Annotated in this window: 18 protein-coding genes; 10 read left to right on the top strand and 8 right to left on the bottom strand. The window is 65.2% G+C overall.

Going from position 1 to position 22,785, the window contains the following annotated elements; genetic code table 11:
• Positions 1-2 precede the first annotated feature (2 nt).
• The 4 genes from RCH10_RS11085 to RCH10_RS11070 form a co-directional block, all read right to left on the bottom strand.
• Positions 3-755: a PhaM family polyhydroxyalkanoate granule multifunctional regulatory protein gene (locus RCH10_RS11085; protein ID WP_409052391.1), complete on the bottom strand. Its 753-nt coding sequence runs from the start codon at positions 753-755 to the stop codon at positions 3-5.
• 63 nt (positions 756-818) lie between these two features.
• Positions 819-1,730: a copper chaperone PCu(A)C gene (locus RCH10_RS11080; protein WP_409052390.1), complete on the bottom strand. Its 912-nt coding sequence runs from the start codon at positions 1,728-1,730 to the stop codon at positions 819-821.
• A 26-nt stretch (positions 1,731-1,756) separates the two neighbouring features.
• Positions 1,757-4,135, bottom strand: a complete 2,379-nt coding sequence (locus RCH10_RS11075) for a TonB-dependent receptor (RefSeq protein ID WP_409052389.1) — start codon at positions 4,133-4,135, stop codon at positions 1,757-1,759.
• Between the two features lie 101 nt (positions 4,136-4,236).
• A complete protein-coding gene (locus RCH10_RS11070; RefSeq protein ID WP_323500279.1) occupies positions 4,237-4,608 on the bottom strand; it encodes a DUF2946 family protein in 372 nt (123 codons plus the stop codon).
• 54 nt (positions 4,609-4,662) lie between these two features.
• Here RCH10_RS11070 and RCH10_RS11065 point away from each other — a divergent pair, with 54 nt between their 5' ends.
• A complete protein-coding gene (locus RCH10_RS11065) occupies positions 4,663-5,076 on the top strand; it encodes a VOC family protein (RefSeq protein WP_409052388.1) in 414 nt (137 codons plus the stop codon).
• A 45-nt stretch (positions 5,077-5,121) separates the two neighbouring features.
• Here RCH10_RS11065 and RCH10_RS11060 read toward each other — a convergent pair whose 3' ends face one another.
• Positions 5,122-6,237: a fumarylacetoacetate hydrolase family protein gene (locus RCH10_RS11060; protein WP_323500277.1), complete on the bottom strand. Its 1,116-nt coding sequence runs from the start codon at positions 6,235-6,237 to the stop codon at positions 5,122-5,124.
• Between the two features lie 71 nt (positions 6,238-6,308).
• Here RCH10_RS11060 and RCH10_RS11055 point away from each other — a divergent pair, with 71 nt between their 5' ends.
• From RCH10_RS11055 to RCH10_RS11045, 3 genes are all read left to right on the top strand, one after another.
• Positions 6,309-7,565, top strand: coding sequence for a DUF3108 domain-containing protein (locus RCH10_RS11055; RefSeq protein WP_409052387.1), 1,257 nt, complete (start codon positions 6,309-6,311; stop codon positions 7,563-7,565).
• A gap of 110 nt (positions 7,566-7,675) precedes the next feature.
• Positions 7,676-7,987 carry a DUF3567 domain-containing protein gene (locus RCH10_RS11050; protein ID WP_323497165.1) on the top strand — a complete coding sequence of 104 codons (312 nt, stop codon included), beginning with the start codon at positions 7,676-7,678 and terminating at the stop codon, positions 7,985-7,987.
• Positions 7,988-8,259: 272 nt separating this feature from the next.
• Positions 8,260-8,946, top strand: a complete 687-nt coding sequence (locus RCH10_RS11045) for a ChaN family lipoprotein (RefSeq protein ID WP_409052386.1) — start codon at positions 8,260-8,262, stop codon at positions 8,944-8,946.
• Positions 8,947-8,985: 39 nt separating this feature from the next.
• Here RCH10_RS11045 and RCH10_RS11040 read toward each other — a convergent pair whose 3' ends face one another.
• Positions 8,986-10,320, bottom strand: coding sequence for an aminotransferase class III-fold pyridoxal phosphate-dependent enzyme (locus tag RCH10_RS11040; RefSeq protein ID WP_409052385.1), 1,335 nt, complete (start codon positions 10,318-10,320; stop codon positions 8,986-8,988).
• An 89-nt stretch (positions 10,321-10,409) separates the two neighbouring features.
• Between RCH10_RS11040 and purU the strand changes: the two genes are divergently transcribed.
• Genes purU through RCH10_RS11020 form a run of 4 tightly spaced genes read left to right on the top strand, consistent with a single transcriptional unit; the run spans position 10,410 to position 13,914 of the window.
• Positions 10,410-11,261, top strand: coding sequence for a formyltetrahydrofolate deformylase (gene purU / locus RCH10_RS11035; RefSeq protein WP_409052384.1), 852 nt, complete (start codon positions 10,410-10,412; stop codon positions 11,259-11,261).
• A gap of 32 nt (positions 11,262-11,293) precedes the next feature.
• A complete protein-coding gene (locus RCH10_RS11030) occupies positions 11,294-12,799 on the top strand; it encodes an FAD-linked oxidase C-terminal domain-containing protein (protein ID WP_409052383.1) in 1,506 nt (501 codons plus the stop codon).
• A 10-nt stretch (positions 12,800-12,809) separates the two neighbouring features.
• Positions 12,810-13,187, top strand: a complete 378-nt coding sequence (locus RCH10_RS11025; protein WP_409052382.1) for a CidA/LrgA family protein — start codon at positions 12,810-12,812, stop codon at positions 13,185-13,187.
• A 1-nt stretch (position 13,188) separates the two neighbouring features.
• Positions 13,189-13,914 (top strand): LrgB family protein, encoded by a 726-nt coding sequence (locus RCH10_RS11020; RefSeq protein ID WP_409052381.1) that lies wholly within the window; start codon positions 13,189-13,191, stop codon positions 13,912-13,914.
• Positions 13,915-13,954: 40 nt separating this feature from the next.
• Here RCH10_RS11020 and RCH10_RS11015 read toward each other — a convergent pair whose 3' ends face one another.
• Both RCH10_RS11015 and RCH10_RS11010 read right to left on the bottom strand, forming a co-directional pair.
• A complete protein-coding gene (locus RCH10_RS11015; protein WP_409052380.1) occupies positions 13,955-15,292 on the bottom strand; it encodes an SGNH/GDSL hydrolase family protein in 1,338 nt (445 codons plus the stop codon).
• A gap of 76 nt (positions 15,293-15,368) precedes the next feature.
• Positions 15,369-18,665 carry a carboxyl transferase domain-containing protein gene (locus RCH10_RS11010; protein WP_409052379.1) on the bottom strand — a complete coding sequence of 1,099 codons (3,297 nt, stop codon included), beginning with the start codon at positions 18,663-18,665 and terminating at the stop codon, positions 15,369-15,371.
• A 128-nt stretch (positions 18,666-18,793) separates the two neighbouring features.
• Here RCH10_RS11010 and RCH10_RS11005 point away from each other — a divergent pair, with 128 nt between their 5' ends.
• Together RCH10_RS11005 and RCH10_RS11000 are read left to right on the top strand one after the other, a co-directional pair.
• A complete protein-coding gene (locus tag RCH10_RS11005; RefSeq protein ID WP_409052378.1) occupies positions 18,794-19,447 on the top strand; it encodes a TetR/AcrR family transcriptional regulator in 654 nt (217 codons plus the stop codon).
• Between the two features lie 100 nt (positions 19,448-19,547).
• Positions 19,548-22,775, top strand: a complete 3,228-nt coding sequence (locus RCH10_RS11000) for a bifunctional cytochrome P450/NADPH--P450 reductase (protein ID WP_409052377.1) — start codon at positions 19,548-19,550, stop codon at positions 22,773-22,775.
• Positions 22,776-22,785: the final 10 nt, after the last annotated feature.

Raw genomic sequence — 22,785 nt, 5'->3', positions numbered from 1 at the left:
GTTCATCGTTTTGCGACCGGGCGTCTGGGCGCCGCGGCGGGTTTCTCTGGGGATTTTCTGCCTGTCGCGCTGGTCTTGCGAGAGGCGGGCGATTTCTTCTTTGCGGCGAGCGGGCTGCCGGCTTTCGGTTTGGACTTGTCTGCGGCTTCGGCCGGCGACTTCGGCATGGCAGGCATCTTGAGTTGCGCTGCGTCGTGCAGTGCCGACGCAGCGATCTCCTGAAACTGCTGGGTGAGCGAGCCCCACCACTTCAACGGATCGACCACGCCGGCAGCGCCCGTAGGTTCGCCTTCGGCCTTCGCGTCGGTTTCGGCTTCTGCCTCTGCCTCTCCCTCGGGCTCCGAAGCCGCAGCTGACGACGATGGCGTAAAAAAAGAAGAGGCCGATGGCGACGCCGAGGCCTCGGCAGCAGGCGCAGCAGCCCGCGTGAACGCACTCGCGATGTCTTCCATCCGAACATTCATGCCGCGCAGGGTCGACAGCGTCATCTTCTGCACTTCGAGCGCCTGAATCGTGGCCTTGAGGGCGTGGCCGTTTTGTTCGAGCCAGTATTGAACCGTCTTCAGCTCCTGGATGCGCTTGTCCACCTCTTCGACACTCAGCGTGGGCGCCACCCAGCTCGACAACCCCGGCAGCGCACCACCAGCGCCGATACCGCCGCCGCCGCTGCCAGCACTGCCGGTAGCGAGGTTCTTCAGGAAATCGAAGCCGGGAACGAACTGGCTGAAGGCAAAGGGCTTGCTTGCATCGGTCATGGCAGGTGTCTCCTGGAGGTTTTTTGTGCCGTCAGCTTACTCCAGGGGGCCGCGTTTTCAGCGTCAGTGCATGTGCTGCATCGGGGTGGCCGGAGCGCCTTCTGGCGCACCGACGGGCAGCTTCAGTTCCAGAGAAGTCTTCGCGCCCTTGGCGTCTTCGAAACGCAGCGTCACAGGCACAGATATGCCCTTGGGCAAGGCCGCTTTCAAGTCCATCAACATGACGTGATAGCCGCCTGGCTTGAGCTCTACCGTTTGACCGGCCGGCAGGTCGACGCCGCCCGGCACGGCGCGCATCTTCATGGTGTCGCCCTCCATCTTCATCTCGTGCACTTCTGCGACACCGGCTGCGGGCGTCGAGATGCCGACCAGCCGTGAGCCCGATGGCGAGGTCAGCTTCATGAAAGCGCCGGTGCCACTCTGCCCTGCCACCGACTGACGCACATAGGCATCCCGCACGTCGACAGTGGCAACGCCCGCCGCGACCACCATCAATCGCGCCGCCGGTGCCGCCATGCCGTCGGTCGACGTGCCGCTGGCCGGGACCTGAGCCCAATCCGTGCTGCCGACATCGCAGGTTTGCAGCACCTTGAACCAGAGTGGCCCCGGCGCGGCTGGCACCTTGCCGTTGAGCACGAATTCGGCGCGCTCTTTGCCCGGCAACGCGTTTTGCGGCGACTCGGCCGTCCAGCGCACCTCGGCCTCCCCTGCCGCATTGGCGGCAGCCCGCTGCACGTCGAGCTTCCAGCCGGCCCGTGGCTCGGCATTCGCCAGCATGAAGCCGACAGGCAGGCGCACGCCGATGCCAGTTGTCGCCCCAGCATCCTTGCAGGCATGGCCGACACGGAAGACCGCGCGGTAGTCGCTGCCTGCCGTCGCACCGCCGAGGGGCAGCGTGACATGGGCCAGGGCGGCAGCGGTGCCGGTGAGCAATACGCAAGCGGCAATGGTTTTGAGGGCGGTCGAAGTGGTCATTGAGGAAGTCCTTTGATGCGTGTGAGTCACAGGTCGAAGCGAAGTTCGGCCGTGTAGGTGCGCTGCGGGTACGGGTGGAAGTTCCAGTACTGGTAGTTGTTGGCGTTGTCGATGCCGAAGGCGGCCGACCATTGCTTGTCGATCTGGTAGCGCACGCGCAAATCGACGGTGAAGTACTTGCTGGCGCCGAAGTAGGCGAAGGCGTTTACGTCGCTGTTATCAAGGGCGGAATACTGCTTGCCGCTGTAGCGCGCTGCCACGGTAAAGGCCCATCGATCGTCCGGCTTGTACGTGGCGTACGCGGTGGAGCGCACGCGCGGCACGCGCGGCTGCCACTTGCCGACCGCTGCAGGAAACGCCGCATCGGCCACCGTCCTAGAGTTCGCGTAGGTCAGGCTGCCGCCGACATCGAGCCCTTTCATCAGCACGTCTTGCCCGGTGTACGCCAGCTCGACGCCGGTGGTGCGCACCTTGTCCACGTTCTGCACGCGAGAGACGGTCGATCCGGGGATCAGCTGGTTGAACAGCGCGTTCTTCGTCGTCTCGTGGAACAACGTAGCGCGCGCGGTGCCGTTGCCCAGGTCTTTCTCTAGAGACAGTTCACCGGTCCACGACTTCTCCGGCTTCAGGGTTGGGTCGTTGATGAACGACAGCGCACCACCCGATGTCGCGCCATACAGCTCACCCACGGTCGGATAGCGCACCGCGCGCCCGACCGATGCCTTGAGCACCGTATCGTCGGTCAACTGATAGGCCAGCGCCGCCTTGGGCGACACGTCGGACTCGCTGCGTTTGGCATAAGGCAGCGTGCTGGCCACAGTGGTGGCCGTGAAGCCATCGGTCGCCTGCCAGTCCTCGTAACGCAGGCCCAGTACCGTCTTCCACTTCGGCGCGAAACGCCAGCTGTCCTGCACCCATGCGTTGAGTGTCTCGGTGCGGCCGCCGACATTGCTGACTTGCGACAGCGACCCAAGCGCCGGGCCGTCGACCCAACTGCCCCCCACATTGGACTTCTGGATGCCCAGCTTGTACGCATCGCGCCCGACACCGAAGTCGACGATGTGCGCACCGCCGACGCCTTGCGGGCGCCACGTGCCCTTGGCCGCCAGCGTGTTCCAGCCGGTGCGCCCGTCGCCCTGGTCTTGCAGCGTGCCGGCACCCCCGAAAGCGGCGAGCGGCAATGCGACGGTCGGTGCGCGCTGCTGGTCTTTCGAGTAGTCGTACAGGCTGGCCGACACCTCCCAGTCGAACACGCCCTGCGTGTGGCTCTTCAAGGACAGGCCGTGCATGGTGTGGGTCTGGCTGTCGTTGGTCAGCGGAAAGGCCGTCGGCGCCAACGTGAAACTGCGGCCGTTGATGTTGACCGGGCCGCTGTAAACCGGCAAGCCAGCCGCATTGTTCAGATAGCTAGCCGAGCGGCCCTCCGATGTGTTCTGCCAATAGCCCAATGTGTAGCTGGCGGTGATGGTCGGCGTCAAGTCATAGGCCAACTTGATCTTGGCGTGGTCCTGGATCGTGTGATACGCCGTGCCGGTACCCAGGATGTACCACGGCGTGTTGGTGGTGTTCAGGCCGGCCACCGCGCCAGCGACAGGCGTGCCGCGCGTACCAGCCACGCCAGAGGCCAGCGTGGCTGTGGTGAAGGTCAGCGGCTGGCCATGGCTGTCGGTGCGGTTGATGTCGACCCACCACGACCACGGACCCTCGTTGTTCTCGCCGCTGCGACTCCCGAGCGATGCGCTGGTCTGCCAGCTGTTGAAGGTCTTGCTGGTGCTGTAGAGGTCGTTGGGCTGCGACGAGTAGCCGGCCTTGACGTGCGCTTCGAGCCTGGTCGGCATGCGTGTGACGAAGTCGACCACCGCACCCGCCGAGTTGCCCGGATAGGCGGCCGAAAAAGGCCCGTACATCACGTCGACCCGCTCGATCTCCTCGGGTGTGACGAGCCCCCAGCGCGGCGCGTAATTGGTGCCGTTGGCGATGCCATTGCCCAGGTAGTTCGACAGCAGGATGCCATCGGCATAGACGGCAGAGCGCGCACTGTTGCCGGTGCCGGAGGCGCGCGTCGACAGGATCGCGTGGTTGTAGTCGCCGATGTAGCGCTTGCGCACCAACAGGCTCGGCAGATACTTGAGCGCGTCTTCACTGTCGGTCGCGTTGATGCGGGTCTCGATCTCTTCTCGCGTCACGCCCTCGATGGTGGTCGGGATCTGCGTGGGCAGCGAGGTTGGGAGGCCACCGGTGACGGTGACGACGCCGAGCGACTTCACGCGCTCGGGGGTTTCGTCCGCGGATGCTGCCGGTGGGGCGGAAGGTTTCGAGACAGGCACCGCGTTTTGCGCCAAAGCCGGCAACGCCAGCCACGGGAACGCTGCGCCGAGCGCGAGCGAAAGAAGGGTCTTGTTCAAGTGAAATTCTCCACGTCGCCACGAGGCGACGCTCCATTGCAAGGAAGGCGGCGGCGCGGCACCCTCTCCGGGCGCAGCGCGCTACGACATCGACAAGAGGATCAGGAGAAAGCGGGCGGCGCGCGCGCCGGTGGCGGCGCGGCAGTGGCCGCGGCGATGCGCGCGGCCGGAATCGATTGCACCGCCCGGCCGAGCGGCAACGCAAGCGCGATGGCCGCGACCACCGGCAAAGGCGGCGGCGCACCAGCGATCATGCACAGCGGGCAATCCATATGCATGCTGCCCAGGTCTTGCGCGCCATCGTCGGTTTGCACAACGACCTTGAACGCGCCGGCGCTCGAACACACCAGTTCCATCGCCTGCGGGTTGACGATGGGTGACGCGATGGCCACGCCGAGCGACAGCGCAAACCACGCCAGCACCAGGCGCGCAAGAAACTGCACGTGGAAGCGAGGGCGGCGCGGGGTGAACATCGGTTGCGATTATGGCTTGAGGCACACTCCGCTTTCCAGCGATCGAGACCTCTCATGCACACCATTTTTCATCTGGCCTTTCATGTGCGCGACCTCGATGTCGCCCGTCGCTTCTATGGCGGCGTGCTCGGCTGCACCGAAGGCCGCAGCACCGACACCTGGGTCGATTTCGACTTCTTCGGCCACCAGATTTCATTGCATCTGGGTGAGCCTTTCGCCACCACCAACACCGGCCGCGTCGGCGACGTGATGGTGCCGATGCCCCACTTCGGCCTGGCGCTCGAACTGCCCGACTGGAAGGCGATGGCAGCGCGGCTCGAAGCGGCGCAGACCGACTTCGTGCTGAAACCGCAGGTTCGCTTCGAAGGCCAGCCAGGCGAGCAATGGACCATGTTCTTTTGCGATCCGTTCGGCAATCCGATCGAGGTCAAGGGCTTTCGCTCGCTTGCCACTGTCTACGACAAGTGAAGCGCCGAACGATCGGACAAAGGCCGTGTTCGTTGCGGCCGCGGGTTAGTCTTTTGCAGGATCGGTAGCGCTCGCCGCTGACGCCACAGCTTCGCTCGCCTCACCCGCATCCGCCAGCGACTTCGCCCCACGCCTGACCTTCGCCACAGCCACCTCCCCCGCCATCACGATCTCCTGATCGATCGCGCCGAACAGCGACTTGCCGTCCAGCCCCTTCATCTCGATCTTGATGGTGTCGCCAAACTTCATGAAATCGGTCGCGGGCGCGCCGTCTTGAATCGTCTCGATGCAGCGCTTTTCTGCAATGCACGAATAGCCCTTCGGCCAGTCCATGCGGCCGTCTTTTTCGACGCCCTTGTTGCTCACCGTGCCGCTGCCGACGATGCTGCCGGCGCGCACGTTGCGTGTCTTCGCGATATGCGCGATCAGTTGGCCGAAGTGAAAGGTCATCTCCGGTCCGGCGTCGCACAGGCCGACCTTGCGGCCGTTCCAGGTGCTCTCCAGCCGCAGGTGCACGCGGCCGTTTTGCCAGGCAGTGCCGATCTCGTCGAGCGTGACGGCCACAGGGCTGAATGCGGTGGCCGGCTTGCTCTGGAAAAAGCCGAAGCCCTTGGCGAGTTCGGCAGGAATCAGGTTGCGCAGGCTGACATCGTTGGCCAGCATCACGAGGCGAATGCCGTCGAGCGCCTGCTCGGGACTCGCGCCCATCTTCACGTCGCCGGTGACGACCGCGATCTCGGCTTCGAAGTCGATGCCCATCGATTCGCTGGGCACCGGCACCTCGTCCATCGGGCCCAGGAAGTCGTCGCTGCCGCCCTGGTACATCAGCGGATCGGCGTAGAAGCTTTCGGGCACCTCGGCGTTGCGGGCCTGGCGCACCAGTTCGACGTGGTTGAGGTAAGCCGAGCCGTCGGCCCATTGGTAGGCCCGCGGCAACGGCGCCATGCACTGCGCGGCGTCGAACGGAAACGCATGGCGTGCGCGGCCTTGGTTGAGCGCGTCGTACAGGTCCTGCAGCTGCGGGCTCATGAAGCCCCAGTCGTCGAGCACCTGCTGCAGCCGGCTGGCGATGCCGGTGGCGTAGTGGGCGAGCGTGAGGTCACGGGAGACGACGACCAACTGCCCGTCGCGGGAGCCGTCCTTCAGGGTGGCGAGTTTCATGATGGTGGCGGCTTGCTAATCTGGGAAACTGAAGAAACTGTCTTGGCGGCGGCAGTTTACCGAGTGAGCTCATGACACAAGGTGAACCTGCTGCCTTGCGCCCTACTCCATTCGTCATGTCGTCGTTGACCGCTCCTCCCTTGCCCGACCTGCCGCGGCCGCCCTGGCGCGCGCTGGTGGTGGTGACGCTGGCGGTCGCCCTCGTCCACCTCGCGCTGCTCGGACTGACGCCGATGGCCGTCGGCTCACAGCCGGCACCGCTGGCGGGCAAGTTCAGCACGCGGACCATCGTGATCGCGCCGCCGCCGAGTGCGGAGCCTGCTGCTGGTTCTGCTGCCACGCCCGCACAAGCAGCCACGCCCGCAGCAGCGTCCGCGCCAAAACCGGTACACCCACGCGCCGCGCGCACGATCACGCCGCCCAAGCCACGCGCGCCTGTCGAAACGCCGCGGCCACCACCACCGCCAGTAGAGATCGTGCCGCAGCCTGCCGTCGAACCCGTGATCGAGCCAGCGGCCAAGGCGCCGGCCGTCGAACCGACGCCCGCCGACACCACGGCTGCAACAGCACCGGAAGCCGCCGCCAGCGCTCCCGGCGGCTCCGGGGGCGCAGCCTCCGCAGGCAACGCCGGCAGCGGCACGAGCCCGCAAGGCGCCATGACCGGCCCGACGGCCTTGCGCGTGCCGGGTTCCGTGCAACTCGCCTTCGCCGTGACCGGCCAGCAAGGCGCGTCGCCGATGCAGGGGGTTTTTGGGCGGCTCGACTGGCTGCAGGACGGCAACGCCTACGACGCGCGCCTGGCGCTCACTTTTTTGTTCCGCACGCTGCGCACCCAGCACAGCAGCGGCGTGATCGGACCGACCGGCATCGAGCCGCAGCGCTTTTCAGACAACCGAAAGACCGAGATCGCCTCGCATTTCGTGCGCGACCAAGGCAAGGTGGTCTTCAGCAACAACGCACCCAGCGTGCCTTTGCTGGCCGGCGCGCAAGACCGACTGAGCGTGGTGCTGCAGCTCGGTGCGATGCTGGCCGGCGATCCGGCGCGCTATCCGGCCGGCAGCGCCATTTCGGTCCAGACGGTCAGCTCGCGCGATGCCGAGATCTGGACCTTCAATGTCGAGGGCGAAGAGAAGTTGAGCCTGCCGGCCGGCGATTTCACGGTGCGCAAATTGACGCGCAGCCCGCGTCGCGAGTTCGACGACCGGATCGAGCTGTGGCTGGCGCCGGACCTCGGCTACCTGCCAGTCCGCATCAAGCAAACCCAGCCCAACGGCGACTTCGCCGACATGCAGCTGCGCGAACAACTTGCGATGAAGCCGCCAGGTTGAGCGCAGATTGAAGACCAGTCGGTGTAAGTCTGCGCGCCGGAAAATCGCCCGGAAATCCTGTTTGTGCGATCCATTCTTGAAACTGGCGCGTTGATTGCTATCTAACCCTCATGAACGCTCTCGACATCCTCTCCAGTTCCGCCACGCACATGCTGTACGACTCCGACGCGTACGCGGTCGTGCACGTGCAGCCCACAGAGGGCGACAAGCCGCTGGCGCCGCACCTTCCGGTGCTGGCGCGCCACGGTTTCGAGATCGTCGACAAGCGCTCGGGCAAAGAGGTCTACCTCGACGGCTCGTGGGCCGAACTGTTCCAGCAACAGATCACTGCCTGGCAGATCAACACACCAACGCAGGAAGAAGTCGAAGACACGCTCGAGGGTTATGCGGAGCTGGCGCAGAACCCGGTGCTCGTTCATTGAGAGCATTCGTCGAGTCGGCGCCTGAGCCAGGATGGATTGAGCCGCGCGCTCCTTTCCTCGCTCCTCGCTAGTATTCGCAGATGCTTTCGCTCAATTCTTCGGCTCGTTTGTCCGCACTGCGGTTTAGATGGCTGGCCTCGTTGCGGACTTCATCTCGTCTTTTGGTTGTCTCGTTCGGCGCCGCCTTGTGGCTTGCCGGCTGCTCGATGCTCCCCGGCGCTCCCAGTACCGTCGCTGCCGACGTCCCCGTCGCACGCCGCATCGACGCTTTGATGCCCGCCGACGTCATCCTGCTGGGGGAGCAGCACGACGCGGCCGACCATCACCGCATCGAACGCGAGGCGGTGGAAGCGCTGGTGACGCAGGGCAAGCTGGCCGCGCTCGCTATCGAGATGGCGGAAGAAGGTGCCGGCACGGCCAAGCTCCCGGCCGGCGCGACCGAAGCCCAGGTTCAGGACGCCTTGAAATGGAACGACAAGGCCTGGGGCTGGGACGACTACGGCCCGGCCATCATGGTGGCAGTGCGCGCCGGCGTGCCGGTGGTCGGCGCCAACCTGCCGCTGGCTCGCATCAAGGACGCGATGGCCGATGTGTCACTCGACGCGCAGCTCTCGGACAGCGGCCGCGAGACGCAGCAAGCGGCCGTCCGCGCCGGCCACTGCGACCTGTTGCCGGAATCGCAAATCGGCCCGATGACCCGCGTGCAGATCGCACGCGACCGTGCCATGGCGCAGGCCATCGTCAAGGTGCGACAACCCGGCAAGACCGTGCTGCTCATCAGCGGCGCCGGCCATGCGACCAAGACGATCGGCGTGGCGCAGCATCTGCCGACCGATCTGTCGATCAGATCGATCCAGTTGCAGGCCGGCGGCGCAGGAAAAGCCAAGGGCTACGACGCGATCTGGATGACCCCGGCGCTGCCCGACAAGGACTACTGCGCCTCCTTGCGCAAGGGCTGACGGAAGCCGTGCCGGGGCATTGGCCGCGCCAGCTTCCCCTCAGGCGAACTTCTTGATCGAATCCGCCAGCGTGTTGACCAGCGTGTCGATGTGCGATTTCTCGACGATGTAAGGCGGCGCGATCACCAGCACATCGCCCGCGGCCCGGACCAGCGATCCCTTGTGGAAGCAATCGAGAAAGACGTCGTAGGCGCGCTTGCCCGGCAGGCCGGTGATGGGCGCCAGCTCGACGGCGGCGGCCAAGCCCAGGCTGCGAATGCCGATGACGTTCGGCAGGCCTCTGAAGGCGCTGTGGAACGCGTCGCCCAGCACCGGGCCCATTTCGGCGGCGCGCGAAAAGAGCTGCTCTTTCTGGAACAGCTCGAGCGTGGCGATGGCTGCCGCGCACGACACCGGGTGCCCGGAGTACGTGTAGCCATGGAAAAACTCGACCACGTGCTCCGGCGCGTCGGTCTTCATCAAAGCGTCGTAGAGCTTGTCGCGGCAGATCACGCCGCCAAGGGGAATGACGCCGTTGGTCACGCACTTGGCGAAGTTGAGCATGTCGGGCACCACGCCGTAGTAGTCCGCTGCGAAGTTGGTGCCCATGCGGCCGAAACCGGTGATGACCTCGTCGAAGATCAGCAGGATGCCGTGCTTGTCGCAAATGGCGCGCAGCTTTTGCAGGTAGCCCTTGGGTGGCAGGTACCAGCCCGCCGAACCCGCCACCGGCTCCACGATGATCGCGGCCACGTTGCTCGGATCGTGCAGCGGCAGGATGCGCGACTCGAGCTCGACCAGCGGATCTTCGTTCCACACCGGTTCCTCGTTATGGATGTAGGCGTGATTCACCGGATCATGGATAAAGCGCATGTGGTCGACGCGTGGCAAAAACGCCGAGCCGAACACCTTCCGATTGCCCGGAATGCCGCCCACCGACATGCCGCCGAAACCAACGCCGTGGTAGCCCTTCTCGCGGCCGATGAATACGTTGCGATGGCCTTCGCCGCGCGCCCGGTGATAGGCCAGCGCAACCTTCATCGAGGTGTCTGCCGCTTCGCTGCCCGAGTTGCAGAACAGCACGCGGTTCAGGTCGCCGGGCGCCATTGCAGCGATCATTTCTGCGGCCTTGAACGCCTTGTCGTTGCTCACTTGAAAAGCCGTGGCGTAGTCGAGCGTGTCGAGTTGCTTCTTGATGGCTTCGTTGATCGGTTTGCGGTTGTGGCCCGCGCCGACGCACCAAAGCGACGAGATGCCGTCGATGACTTTCTTGCCGTCGTGCGTGGTGAACTCCATGCCGTCGGCCGCGACGAACACGCGCGGGTCTTTCTTGAAGTGACGGTTGGGCGTGAAGGGCAACCACTGGTTGTCCATGTTGAAGTCGCTGTAGGCCATGAAACGCTCCCGATGTTGACGCGTGGTGAATAAGGCCGACGGGCAGACCCGTGGCGCAGGGAAATCATTTTGCGACAATCACGCCCCTGATGACCATGCCCGCCTACATCCTCACCCTCTCCTGTCCCGACCGCACCGGCATCGTGCATGCCGTTTCAGGCTTTTTGCTCGAGCGCGGCGGCAACATCGAGGAGGCGGCGCAATTCAACGACCCGACCACCGGCCTCTTTTTCATGCGGGTTCGATTCGCCTGCAGCGATCACTCTGAAGCGGCGCTGCGCGAGCAACTCATGACCTTTGCCGGAGGGTTCGGCATGCACTGGCAATTGCACGCCGCCGCCGAACCGATGAAGACGGTCATTTTGGTGAGCAAGGACGGCCACTGCCTTAACGATTTGCTGTTTCGCTGGAAGAGCGGCCTGCTCGCCATCGACGTCCGCGCCATCGTCTCGAACCACCGCGATTTCTATCAACTGGCGGCCAGCTACAACGTGCCCTTTCATCACATCCCGATGACGGCGACGACCAAGGCGCAGGCCGAGGCCAGGCAGATGGAAATCATCGAGGCCGAGGGCTCCGAACTGGTCGTGCTGGCGCGTTACATGCAGATTCTGAGCAACGACCTGTGCAAGAAACTGTCGGGCCGCGCCATCAACATCCACCATTCGTTCCTGCCGAGCTTTAAGGGCGCCAAGCCGTACTACCAGGCGCACGACCGCGGCGTGAAGCTCATCGGTGCGACCGCCCACTACGTGACCGCCGACCTCGACGAAGGCCCCATCATCGAGCAGGACGTGACCCGCGCCGACCATACCGACACGGTCGAAGCGTTGACGGCACGCGGCCGGGATACCGAAAGCCAGGTGCTGGCGCGCGCCGTCAAATGGCACAGCGAACATCGCGTGCTGCTCAACGGACACCGGACAGTAGTCTTCAAGTAGCAGAGCTCGGCATCGTGACGTAGAGTGGCTGTATGAACGCTCCCGTCACGCCCACGCAGTACGATCTGCTTCAGAAATCCGAGCGCCAATCGCAGGTGGTGCGCGCGCTGCAGGCGCACCTGCCATCGCATGCGCTGATCTGGCACGACGAAGACACCACGCCGTATGAATGCGACGGCCTCACGGCATACCGGGCGCGGCCGCTGGTGGTCGCATTGCCGGAAACCGAGGCGCAGGTGGCGGCATTGCTCAAGACCTGCCATGGGCTCGGCGTGCCGGTGGTCGCACGCGGTGCCGGTACCGGCCTTTCGGGTGGCGCCATGCCCGACACCATGGGCGTCACCCTGTCGCTCGCCAAGTTCAACCGCATCGTGAAAATCGATCCGGTGAGCCGCACCGCCGTCGTGCAATGCGGCGTTCGAAACCTGGCCATCAGCGAGGCGGCGGCGCCATTCAACCTCTACTACGCACCGGATCCGTCCAGCCAGATCGCCTGCACCATCGGCGGCAACGTGGCCGAAAACTCGGGCGGCGTGCACTGCCTGAAGTACGGGCTGACACTGCACAACGTAATGCGCGTGCGTGGCTTCACCTGCGAGGGCGAGGCCATCGAGTTCGGCGGCGAGGCGCTCGACAGCCCGGGGCTCGACCTGCTGGCACTCGTGATCGGCAGCGAAGGCATGCTGGCCGTCACCACTGAAGTCACCGTCAAGCTGGTGCCCAAGCCGCAACTGGCGCGCTGCATCATGGCAAGCTTCGCTGAGTTGCGCAAAGCAGGTGATGCGGTGGCCTCCGTCATTGCAGCCGGCATCATCCCGGCCGGGCTGGAGATGATGGACAAGCCCATGACCGCCGCGGTCGAAGGCTTCGTGCACGCCGGCTACGACCTCGACGCCGCCGCCATCCTGCTGTGCGAATCCGACGGTACGCCCGAAGAAGTCGAAGAAGAAATCGGCCGAATGACGGCGGTGCTGCGCAGTTGCGGCGCCACCGCCATTTCAGTCAGCGCCAACGAAGACGAGCGCCTTAAATTTTGGAGCGGCCGCAAGAACGCTTTTCCGGCATCGGGCCGCATCAGCCCCGACTACATGTGCCTGGACTCGACCATTCCACGCAAGCGGCTGGCCGACATCCTGCTGGCCATTCAGCAGATGGAAATCAAGTACAACCTGCGCTGCTGCAACGTGTTCCATGCGGGTGACGGCAACCTGCACCCGCTGGTGCTGTTCGATGCCAACGACCCGGACGAGTTGCACCGCTGCGAACTGTTCGGTGCCGACATCCTGGAGACGAGCGTCGCGATGGGCGGCACCGTGTCGGGCGAGCACGGCGTGGGCGTCGAAAAGCTCAACAGCATGTGCGTGCAGTTCACCGCGGCTGAAAACGAGATGATGTTCGGTGTCAAGCGTGCGTTCGATCCGGCCGGCTTACTCAACCCCGGCAAGGTGATTCCAACGCTGCAGCGCTGCGCGGAGTACGGCAAACAGGTGTTCCGCGCTGGCAAGACACTGCCTTTCGCCGACCTTCCGCGCTTCTGAGAGCGGTCGGATGCAAGGCTTGCGCGGACTGGCGTGGTTGCTGGTGTTCCAGTCGATCGGCGAGGCGGTGTCGCGCGGCTTGTCGTTGCCGCTGCCGGGGCCGGTCCTTGGCCTCATCCTGCTGTTGATCGCGTTGCGGTTTCCGCTGGTGCGCGAATCGGTCGGCGAGTGCGCCAACTTCTTGCTGTCGCATCTTTCGCTGCTGTTCGTGCCGGTGGGTGTCGGCGTGATGACGCACCTGTCGTTGTTGAGCCAGTACGGCGGCCGCATGCTGGTGGTCATCGCAGTGTCGACCTGGATCGGCCTTGCGGTGACGGCGCTGGTCTTGTACTGGCCCGACCGGCGTCAGACTGTCGACGACGGCGCGCTCAAAGTCACGGAGAGCTGACATGTCGCGCTTCGTCGAACTCTGGATCTATCTCTCCGCCACGCCGCTGTTTGGGCTCACGGCCACGCTCGTGGTCTATCTGCTGGCACAAGCCGCGTACAGCCGACTGGACAACGTGCCGTGGGCCAACCCGGTGCTGTGGTCGGTGGTGGTGATCGCCTGCGGGTTGCTTGCGACCGGCATCGACTACCCGACCTACTTCGCAGGTGCGCAGTTCATTCACTTCCTGCTCGGACCTGCCGTCGTCGCGCTCGCCTGGCCGTTGTGGTTGCGTCGCGCCGAATTGCGCGAGCGCTATGGGCGACTGTTGCTGGCTGCCTTGCTCGGTGGCGCCGCGGCCAGCGGGTCCGCGCTGCTGATGGGCTGGGCGGTGGGGCTGCCGCACGACGTGGTGCTATCGCTTGCACCCAAGTCGGTCACTGCGCCGGTCGCGATGGGAATAGCGGAAAAGATCGGCGGCATCCCGGCGTTGTCGGCGGTGTTCGCGGTGCTGACCGGGATGTTCGGCGCGCTTTCGGGCAAGTACCTCTTCGATGCGTTGCGTATCGCGACCACGTCACGCGGCTGGGCCGCGCGTGGCTTCGCGCTCGGCACTGCGGCGCATGGCATCGGTGCCGCGCGGGCACTGCATGTCAACGCAGATGCGGGTGCCTATGCGGGCTTGGCGCTAGGCCTGCAAGTGGTGCTCGCGGCGCTGCTGATGCCATTGGTCTTCAAACTGCTCTGAACATAAAAACGCCCGCCTCGCAGTGCGGTAAAGCTTGCGGTCAAGGTTGCAGTTCGCGCACGTCGACCGCCTCGGCCATCGCTGCATAGCCGGCATCGCTGGGGTGCAAGTGGTCGCCGCTGTCGTACTTCGGATTCATTGCCAGCGCGTCCGTGCGATCACGCAGCGCGACGTCGAAATCGACCACGCCAGCGATGTTTTGGCGACCTCGAATCCATCGATTCAACGCCTGCCGGGTCGCTTCGTTTTCAATCGACCAGTAACCCGATCCCTTGAACGGCGTGACGGTGCCCAGCAGCACCTTGACGCCCTGCGTGCGCGCGGCGTCCATCAGCCGTTGCAGGCCCGCAGTGAGCTGGTCGAAGCTGACCGGCGCGGCACCCGGCAAACTGCTCAGGCCGATGTCGTTGGTGCCTATCAGGATGATCGTGTGCGTCACGCCGCTCTGCGACAGCACGTCGCGATCGAAGCGGTCGAGCGCCTTCTGCCCGATACCGTCGGTGAGCAGTCGGTTGCCGCCGATGCCGACGTTGATGACGCTCGCGACGCTGGCGGTTCTTGCCGTAGCCCCGCTCTCTATGACGCCTCCCGGCTGCGCGCGCAGCCGTTGGCCGAGGCGCGTCGGGTAGCTGCCGTCGGTGCCGCTGACAGCGCCCACGCCGTACGTGATCGAGTCACCAATCGCAACGATCACGGGCGGTGTCGACGCCGACGCTCCGGTCGGCTCCCGCGCCACATCGATGCCGGTCACGAAGTGACCCCAGGGCGACACGACCGCACCCTGCAGTTTCGCGGTGCCGGTCGCGTCGCCGGGCACCAGCCAGCTCAGCGGCGCGGGGCCCGTGTACGCCGTTGCGGCACGCGTCTCTGCATCGATGTATGCACTGACCGCAAGCGGCTGTCGCGGCGTGACGGTGAGGCGCACTGCATCGCTCCATACCTGGTCACCGGGTGCGACGGTGGCGTCGCGCTGCCCCATGAAACGCAGCGGCCGAATGGACCCGGGCGACAGCGCGTCACCGCCCGTGCCGCGGGCCACACTCGCAGCCGCGATGTGCAGCGGCGCGGTGCCGAACGCATTCGAAAAACGCACGCGCACCGAGGTGCCGCCGGCTGCAGGGTCGACACGCACACGGACCGTTTGATCGTGCAGCGTCAGTGCGGGCGGCGTCGCGATGCCGGGCACTGGAGACGGCTCGTTGTAGTCGCGGGCGGCGACTGCCCAACTGGTCGTCCAGCGAGGGGCATTGTCTGCAGCATGCGCAGCGGCGAACGGCAAGACAGCCGTTGCGGCGAGGAGGGACGCGAGGAGGGACGCGAAGACGGCCGCCTGCCATGGCCGTCGTCGCGACGGCAAAAGGAACGAAATCGAACTCATGCGGGCAAAGTGGCTCAGTGTAGAGAGCCATCATGACCGCATGACGGGTCGGGAGATCGGCCGCCATGCGAAGGTGTTACCAGGTGTCGACGTAAGGCGTGGCCTCGCGCACGCCTCGCGATCCCGATTCGAGCCCGCGCACCAGCCAGCTGCGCGTGTCGGCCGGGTCGATCACCGCATCGATCTCCAGCGTCTGCGCCATGTTGATGGCTTCACCGTTGGCATATTGCTGCGCCACCAACTGCTTGAACAACGCGTCGCGCTCCGCGCCTTCGGCCACCGCGCCGAGTTCCTTTCTGAAGCCGAGCCGCACGGCGCCTTCGAGCCCCATCGCGCCGAACTCGCCGGTCGGCCACGCCACGGTGAACACCGGCGCATCGAAACCGCCAGCCGTCATCGCCTGCGCACCGAGCCCATAGCCCTTGCGCAGCACGACCGCGAAGTACGGCACGCGCAGGTGCGCCGCCACCATGAACATGCGGCACACATGGCGCACTTGCGCTTGCGCTTCGATCTCGGGTCCGACCATGAAGCCAGGGGTGTCGCAGAGCGCGACGATCGGCAATCCGTGCGCGTTGCACAGTTGCATGAAGCGCGCCGATTTGTCGGCAGCCTCCACATCGATGGCGCCACCGAGATGCTGCGGGTTGTTCGCCATCAGCCCGATGGGCCGACCTTCGATGCGCGCCAGCCCCGTGACGATGCCGGCACCAAAGCCGGCGCGCAATTCGAGCAACGAACCGGTGTCGGCCACGCCGCGCATCGCCGCGCGCACGTCGTACACGCGCAGGCGGTTCTCGGGCACGACGTGGCGCAAGGTGCGCGGGTCGGCGCAGTGCCACTCTTGGGTCGTGCCCTGAAAGTACGCGAGGTACTGCTTTGCCGCCGCGACGGCTGCGGCCTCGTCGTCGACCAGGATGTCGATCACGCCGTTCTTCGACTGCACGCCACTCGGCCCGATCTGCTCAGGCGAGAAGGTGCCGAGCCCACCGCCTTCGATCATGGCCGGCCCGCTCATGCCGATGTTGCTGGCCTTCGTTGCGATGATGACGTCGGCACAACCGAGCAAGGCAGCGTTGCCGGCAAAGCAGCGCCCATGCACGATGCCGACGACAGGCACCTTGCCCGACAGGCCCGCGAACTGGCTGAAGGTGTGATTGTTGAGGCCGGCCACGATGGGCATGTCGGTGTCGCCTGGCCGGCCACCGCCGCCTTCGGCGAACAGCACTACCGGCAGCTTGAGCTGGTGCGCGATCGACAGCATGCGATCGGTCTTCTGGTGGTTGCGCATGCCCTGCGTGCCGGCCAGAACGGTGTAGTCGTAGGCCAGCACGGCGCAGCGCGACTTCTCCGCGCCGAACTGCTTTGCGTTGACGCTGCCGATGCCGGTGACCATGCCGTCGGCCGGTGTGTTGGCGACCAGGTCTTCGAGCGTGCGGCGGCGTGTTTGCGCTGCGATGGCGAGCGCACCGTATTCGATGAAATTGCCCGGATTCTCGACGGTCTCGCAGAGGTCCGCGATGTTGGCGCGAGCGGTGCGACCGCCCTGCGCTCGCCGCTTTGCGACCGCCGGGCCGCGATTGGCATCGAGCGTAGGCGCGTGACGGTCGATCACCTTTTGCAGATCGGGGCGGAGGGTGTCGAGGTCTTGCGCGGCGCCTGCAACGGTCTGCACTGCCTCGGAGTCCATCGCTTCGAGCTGCACCAGCGACTGGCCTTCGACAAGATAGTCGCCCGGCGCCGCACGCAGTGCAACGACACGGCCCGCGAAGGGCGCGTGCAGCAGATGCTCCATCTTCATCGCTTCGAGCACGCCGAGCTGCGCACCCAAAGGCACCACGTCGCCCACGGCCACGTCGAACTGCACGAGCTTGGCGGGCATTGGTGCGCGCACCATCGATGTGTCTCGTTTTTCGTGCTGTGCCGCAGTGGCCATGCCCTCTATTGGCGGCTCGACTGGAGCAACTGCTTGATCGATGTGCGACGCGTCGGCCAGCAGTTTCACCAGATGTTCTTCGACGAAACGCGTGTGCACTGCTTGCGTCGCGAACTCTGGCCGTGCGGCCAGAGCGCGCAACAGCGAAAGATTCGTGGCAAGCCCATCGATGCGGCATTCGTCCAGCGCGCCGAGCGAACGCCGCAACAGGTCTGCGAATTTTGGCGATGACGAATGCACGATCAGCTTGGCGAGCAGCGTGTCGTAGTGCGGCGATGGCGCGAGGCCGACATAGCCGTGCGTATCCACGCGTACGCCCGGTCCTGACGGAAGATCGAAGCGCGTCAGCGTGCCGCCCGACGGCCGTGCATTGCCCTGCGCGTCCAGCGTCTCGGCATTGATGCGCCACTGCACTGCAAAGCCACGCTGCGGCACGGTCCGATCGGGCGCAATGCCGAGGTCGTGCAACGATGCGCCGCTCGCGATATCCAGTTGCAGCTGAACCAGATCGAGCCCGGTCACCGCCTCGGTCACCGTGTGCTCGACCTGCAGCCGTGGATTGGCCTCGATGAAAACGAAGGGCAAGGTCGTCGATTCGGTATCGACCAGGAATTCGAAAGTGCCGAGGCTGCGATAGCCCACTGCCTTCGCCATCCGAAGTGCCGCCAGCGTGATCTGCTCGCGCAGTGCTTCGGGCAAAGAAGGACTCGGCGCGATCTCGACCAGCTTCTGGAAGCGCCGCTGCAAAGTGCACTCGCGCTCCCCCAGGCTCGCGACCGATGTAACGTCGCCGAGCACCTGCACTTCGATGTGGCGCGCGTTGCGCATCAGGCGCTCGGCGTACACACCCTCGACACCGAAAGCCGCTCTGGCTTCCGACGTACAGCGAGCGTAGGCCTCGGGCAGATCGTCCGCGTTCAACACCGTGCGCATGCCGCGGCCACCGCCGCCGCCAATGGCTTTGAGCATGATCGCGGCACCCAGCGCCTGCTGCTCCGCGAAGAAGCTCCGCGCCTCCGCCAAAGTGACGGCACCCGCGCTGCCCGGCATCACCGGCACATCGCACTGCCGGGCCAGCGCCCTCGCGCGCGACTTGTCGCCGAACAGCGCGAGCTGCTCGGGCGTCGGGCCGATGAAGGTCAGGCCGGCTTTCGCGCAGGCCTCTGCGAAGTCCGCCCGCTCGCTCAGGAAGCCGTAGCCCGGATGCACCGCGTCGCAGCCATGCGCACGCGCGACGGCGATGAAACAGGCGATGTCGAGATACGCGGCCGGCCCCGTCGCATCGAGCGCCACCGCCGTGTCGGCCAGCCTCGCGTGCAAAGCCCCTGCATCGTCCTGCGCATGGACCGCGACACTGGTAATGCCCGAATCGCGCATGGCGCGCACCAGCCGAACCGCGATCTCGCCGCGGTTGGCAATCAATACCTTCTTGAACACTTCGATCCTTGTCTTTGGGCAGGCACCGTCGTTCGCGTGTCTTCTGCAGTCCCCATGGCGTCTTTGTCAGGGTTATCGATAGAGGCGAGTGCTTGCCTTGCCCGCACGGTGCTTCAACAATCCTACTGATGGGTATAACTTCGGGAACAGGGTCGGCAACACAGAGCAAACCCTTTGCCGCCACAGGCCGACAGCGCGCCGCCACGCAACGCACCGACCAGCAACGCGAGCGCATCCTTCAGGTCGCGGCGCTGCTCTTCGCAGACCAGGGCTACGCCAACACGACGATGGCGCAGATCGTGCGCGCGCTCGGCGTCACCAAGCCCTTCGTCTACTACTACTTTCGCGACAAGCAGGAGATCTTCGAGACGCTGTCATGGCGCCCGGCCGTCGATTGCCTGACGGCGATGGACTTCCCCGCGGACGATCGCCGACGTGCCGTGGTCAAGGTGATGGAAGGCATCGAGCGGTTGATCCGCCTGACCATCGCGCATCACCCCTGCGCGTTCTTCGCCTACCGCGAGCCACAGGTCTATCGGCCTGAATACCGGGCCGCAGCGCTGAAGCTGGCGCACCATTTCTACGACCGCATGTGTCCGCTGCTCGAAGAGGCGCGCAATGACGGCGACCTCGATTTCGGCGATGCCAAGATCACCGCGCTCGCAGCTTGCAGCCTGCCCGGCTTTTGCTACACCTGGTACCGGCCCGACGGGCGCCTGTCGACCGACGAAATGGTGCGCACGCTGTGCACCTACGCGTGGCGCGTGATCGGCCTGCGCTAAGGGAATACCCCGCCACGTCGCCCCTCGTGGTGGTCCCAATACTCCGGGAGTCATTTCGACCCGAAAAGCAAGTCTCTGCAAGACTCCAACAAGGCTCCCCATGGCAGGCAACAACGCGCTCTATCCGATTCCCCATCCGGCCAAGAAGCCCTTCGTCGGCAATCTGTTGTCGATCGATTCCGCGTCCCCCGTGATGGACATGTGGCGCATCGCCCAGGAGCTGGGCGGTATCTACTGGCTCGACATGCCGGGCATGCCGGTGATCGTGGTGTCGTCACCTGCACTGGTCGACGAGCTGTGCGAAGAAGCGCGCTTCGACAAGAGCACCAAGGGCGCGTTGCGCCGGCTGCGTGCCGCGTCGCACGGACTCTTCACCTCCGACACGCACGAGGCGACCTGGACCAAGCCGCACAACATCCTGCTGGCCAACTTCAGCCAGCGCGCGATGCAGGCCTACCACCCGATGATGCTGGACATCGCCGAGCAACTCGTCACCAAGTGGGAGCGCCTCAACTTCGACGACGAGGTCGACGTCACGCGGGACATGACCGCGCTGACGCTCGACACCATCGGCCTGTGCGGCTTCGGCTATCGCTTCAACTCGTTCTATCGGGAGGGGTTTCATCCTTTCGTCGATGCGATGGTTCGCACGCTCGAAACGGTGCAAGACCGGCGCGGCCTGCCGCTCGAAGAGTTCATGATGAAGAAGCAGCTTGCGCAGCAGCGCAAGGACATCCGCTACATGCACACGATGGTCGAGGACATCATCAAGGAGCGGCGCGAGAGCGGGGCCGACATCGCCAGCAAGCCCGATCTGCTGAGCTACATGATCGCCGGCGTCGACAAGAAGAGCGGCGAGAAACTCGACGACAAGATGATCCGCGACGAGTGCATCGAGTTCCTGATCGCGGGCCACGAGACGACCAGCGGATTGCTGTCTTTCGCGACTTACTTTCTCATCAAGAATCCCGACGTGCTGGCGCGGGCGCAGGCCGAAGTCGACAGCGTGTTCGGCACCGATCTCACGGTGCGGCCGACCTATGCGCAGGTGAATCGGCTGCAGTACGTGCTGCAGATATTGAAGGAGTCACTGCGGCTGTACCCGACCGCACCGGCCATCTCGATGCGTGCCAAAGAGAACACCACCATCGGCGGCAAGTACACGATCCACAAGAAGAACATGGTCATCATGCATGCGCTGGCGCTGCATCGCGACAAGGGCATCTGGGGCGAGGACGCAGACAAATTCAACCCCGAACACTTCACGCGCGAGGCCGAGCGCACGCGGCCGGCCAATGCGTTCAAGCCTTTCGGCAACGGGCAGCGCGCTTGCATCGGTAGGCAGTTCGCCTTGCAGGAAGCGGTGCTCACCCTCGGCATGGTGATCCAGCGATTCAAGCTGATCGACCACACCGGCTACCAGTTGAAGGTCAAGGAGGCGCTGACGATCAAGCCTGAGGGCTTCAAGATCAAGGTCGAGCCGCGCGATCCTATGGCGTTGCGCAGCCGGCCCGCTGCGGCGCTGGCGGATGCTGCTGCATCGGAAGTCGCGGGTGCGCTGGCAGTGCCGATGACGCCGCGCGGCGCAAGGCACGGCACATCGTTGCTGGTGCTGCATGGCTCCAATCTCGGCTCTGCAGAAGACCTCGCGAGGCAGCTCGCGCAGGCCGGAGAAATGCGCGGCTTCTCCACCACCATCGCATCGCTCGACGACTATGCAGAGCGCTTGCCGGCCAACGGTGCGGTGGCGATCGTCAGCGCGTCGTACAACGGCACCGCGCCAGACAACGCCGTCGAGTTCTGGCGCTGGCTCGATGCAGCCGACGACTCGTTGAACGGCGTGAGTTACAGCGTTTTCGGCTGCGGCAACACCGACTGGGCATCGACGTACCAGGCGGTGCCGCGGCGCATCGACGAGAAGCTGGCGCAGCTCGGCGCCGAGCGCATCCATGCGCGTGGCGAAGGCGATGCGCGCGAAGACATGGACGGCGCCTTCCAGGATTGGGCCGACGCGCTGTGGCCGGTACTCAATAGCCGCTTCCACATCGAGGCCGACGCGAACGCAGCGAAGGCCGAAGCGCTCTACACGCTCGAAGAGTTGCCGCCGCCGCAGACCAGTGGGCTGGTCGAATCGCTCGGTGCGGTGGCGCTGCGCGTCATGGTCAACGATGAGTTGCAGACCACGACCGGCGCCACGCCGTCCGACCGCTCGACCCGCCACATCGAACTCGCACTGCCGGAAGGCGTCGGCTATCGCGCCGGCGACCATTTGAGCGTGGTGCCGCGCAACAGCCCGACCCAGGTCGAGCGGGCGATGAAGCGCTTCGGCCTGCCGCGCGACGCGCACGTTCGGCTCAAAGCCGCCACCGGGCGCAAGGCGTTCTTGCCAGTCGATGAAGTGATCGCGGTCGAGCGGCTGCTCGGCGACTATGTCGAACTGCAGGACGTCGCCACGCGCAAGCAGATCGGCACCATGGCAGAGCACACGCGTTGCCCGGTCACGCAGAACGCGTTGGGCGCGAGCATCGGCGGGGACGAAGCGGCAGCGGCTCACTACAAGAGCGAAGTGCTGATGCCGCGCAAATCGGTACTCGATCTGCTGGAGGAGTTTCCGGCATGCGAGCTGCCGTTGGCTGTGTATCTCGAAATGCTGTCGCCGCTGTCGCCGCGCTACTACTCCATCTCGTCGTCGCCCAAAGTCGACGCGTCGCGCTGCAGCGTGACGGTCGGTGTGGTGAGTGCGCCGGCGCGATCGGGGCGAGGCACCTTCGAGGGTGTGTGCTCCAACTTTCTCGCGCGCGCCGAACCCGGCGACACGGTGCATGGCTTCGTCCGTGCGACCACCGCGGACGGCTTCGGCCTGCCTGACGACGCGAGCAAGCCGGTGATCATGATCGGCCCCGGCACTGGGCTGGCGCCGTTTCGCGGCTTCTTGCAGGAGCGTGCTGCGCAGAAGGCCAAGGGCACGGTGATTGGTGACGCGATGCTGTTCTTCGGCTGCCGGCATCCCGAGCAGGACTTCATCTACGCGGATGAATTAAAGGCGTGGGCAGAGGATGGCCTGGTCGACTTGCACACCGCATTTTCGCGGGCCGGAGGGCGCAAGGCTTATGTGCAGGACTTGATTCGCGAGCAAGCCGGCTCAGTCTGGAAACTGATCGAGGCTGGCGCCACGGTGTACGTATGTGGCGACGGCTCGCGCATGGAGCCCGATGTGCGCCGTACCTTGAGCGACATCGCACGCGAGCATGGGGAGGACAGTGCGACGTGGATGGCCGTGATGCTCGCCAAGCAGCGCTACGTGCTGGATGTCTGGGCAAGTAACTAACTCGTCCAGG

Source organism: Variovorax sp. GrIS 2.14, from assembly GCF_046115955.1.
GTDB lineage: Bacteria > Pseudomonadota > Gammaproteobacteria > Burkholderiales > Burkholderiaceae_C > Variovorax.
Note: the sequence above shows the minus strand (reverse complement) of the source record. Positions and strands in the feature narration are given on the sequence as shown.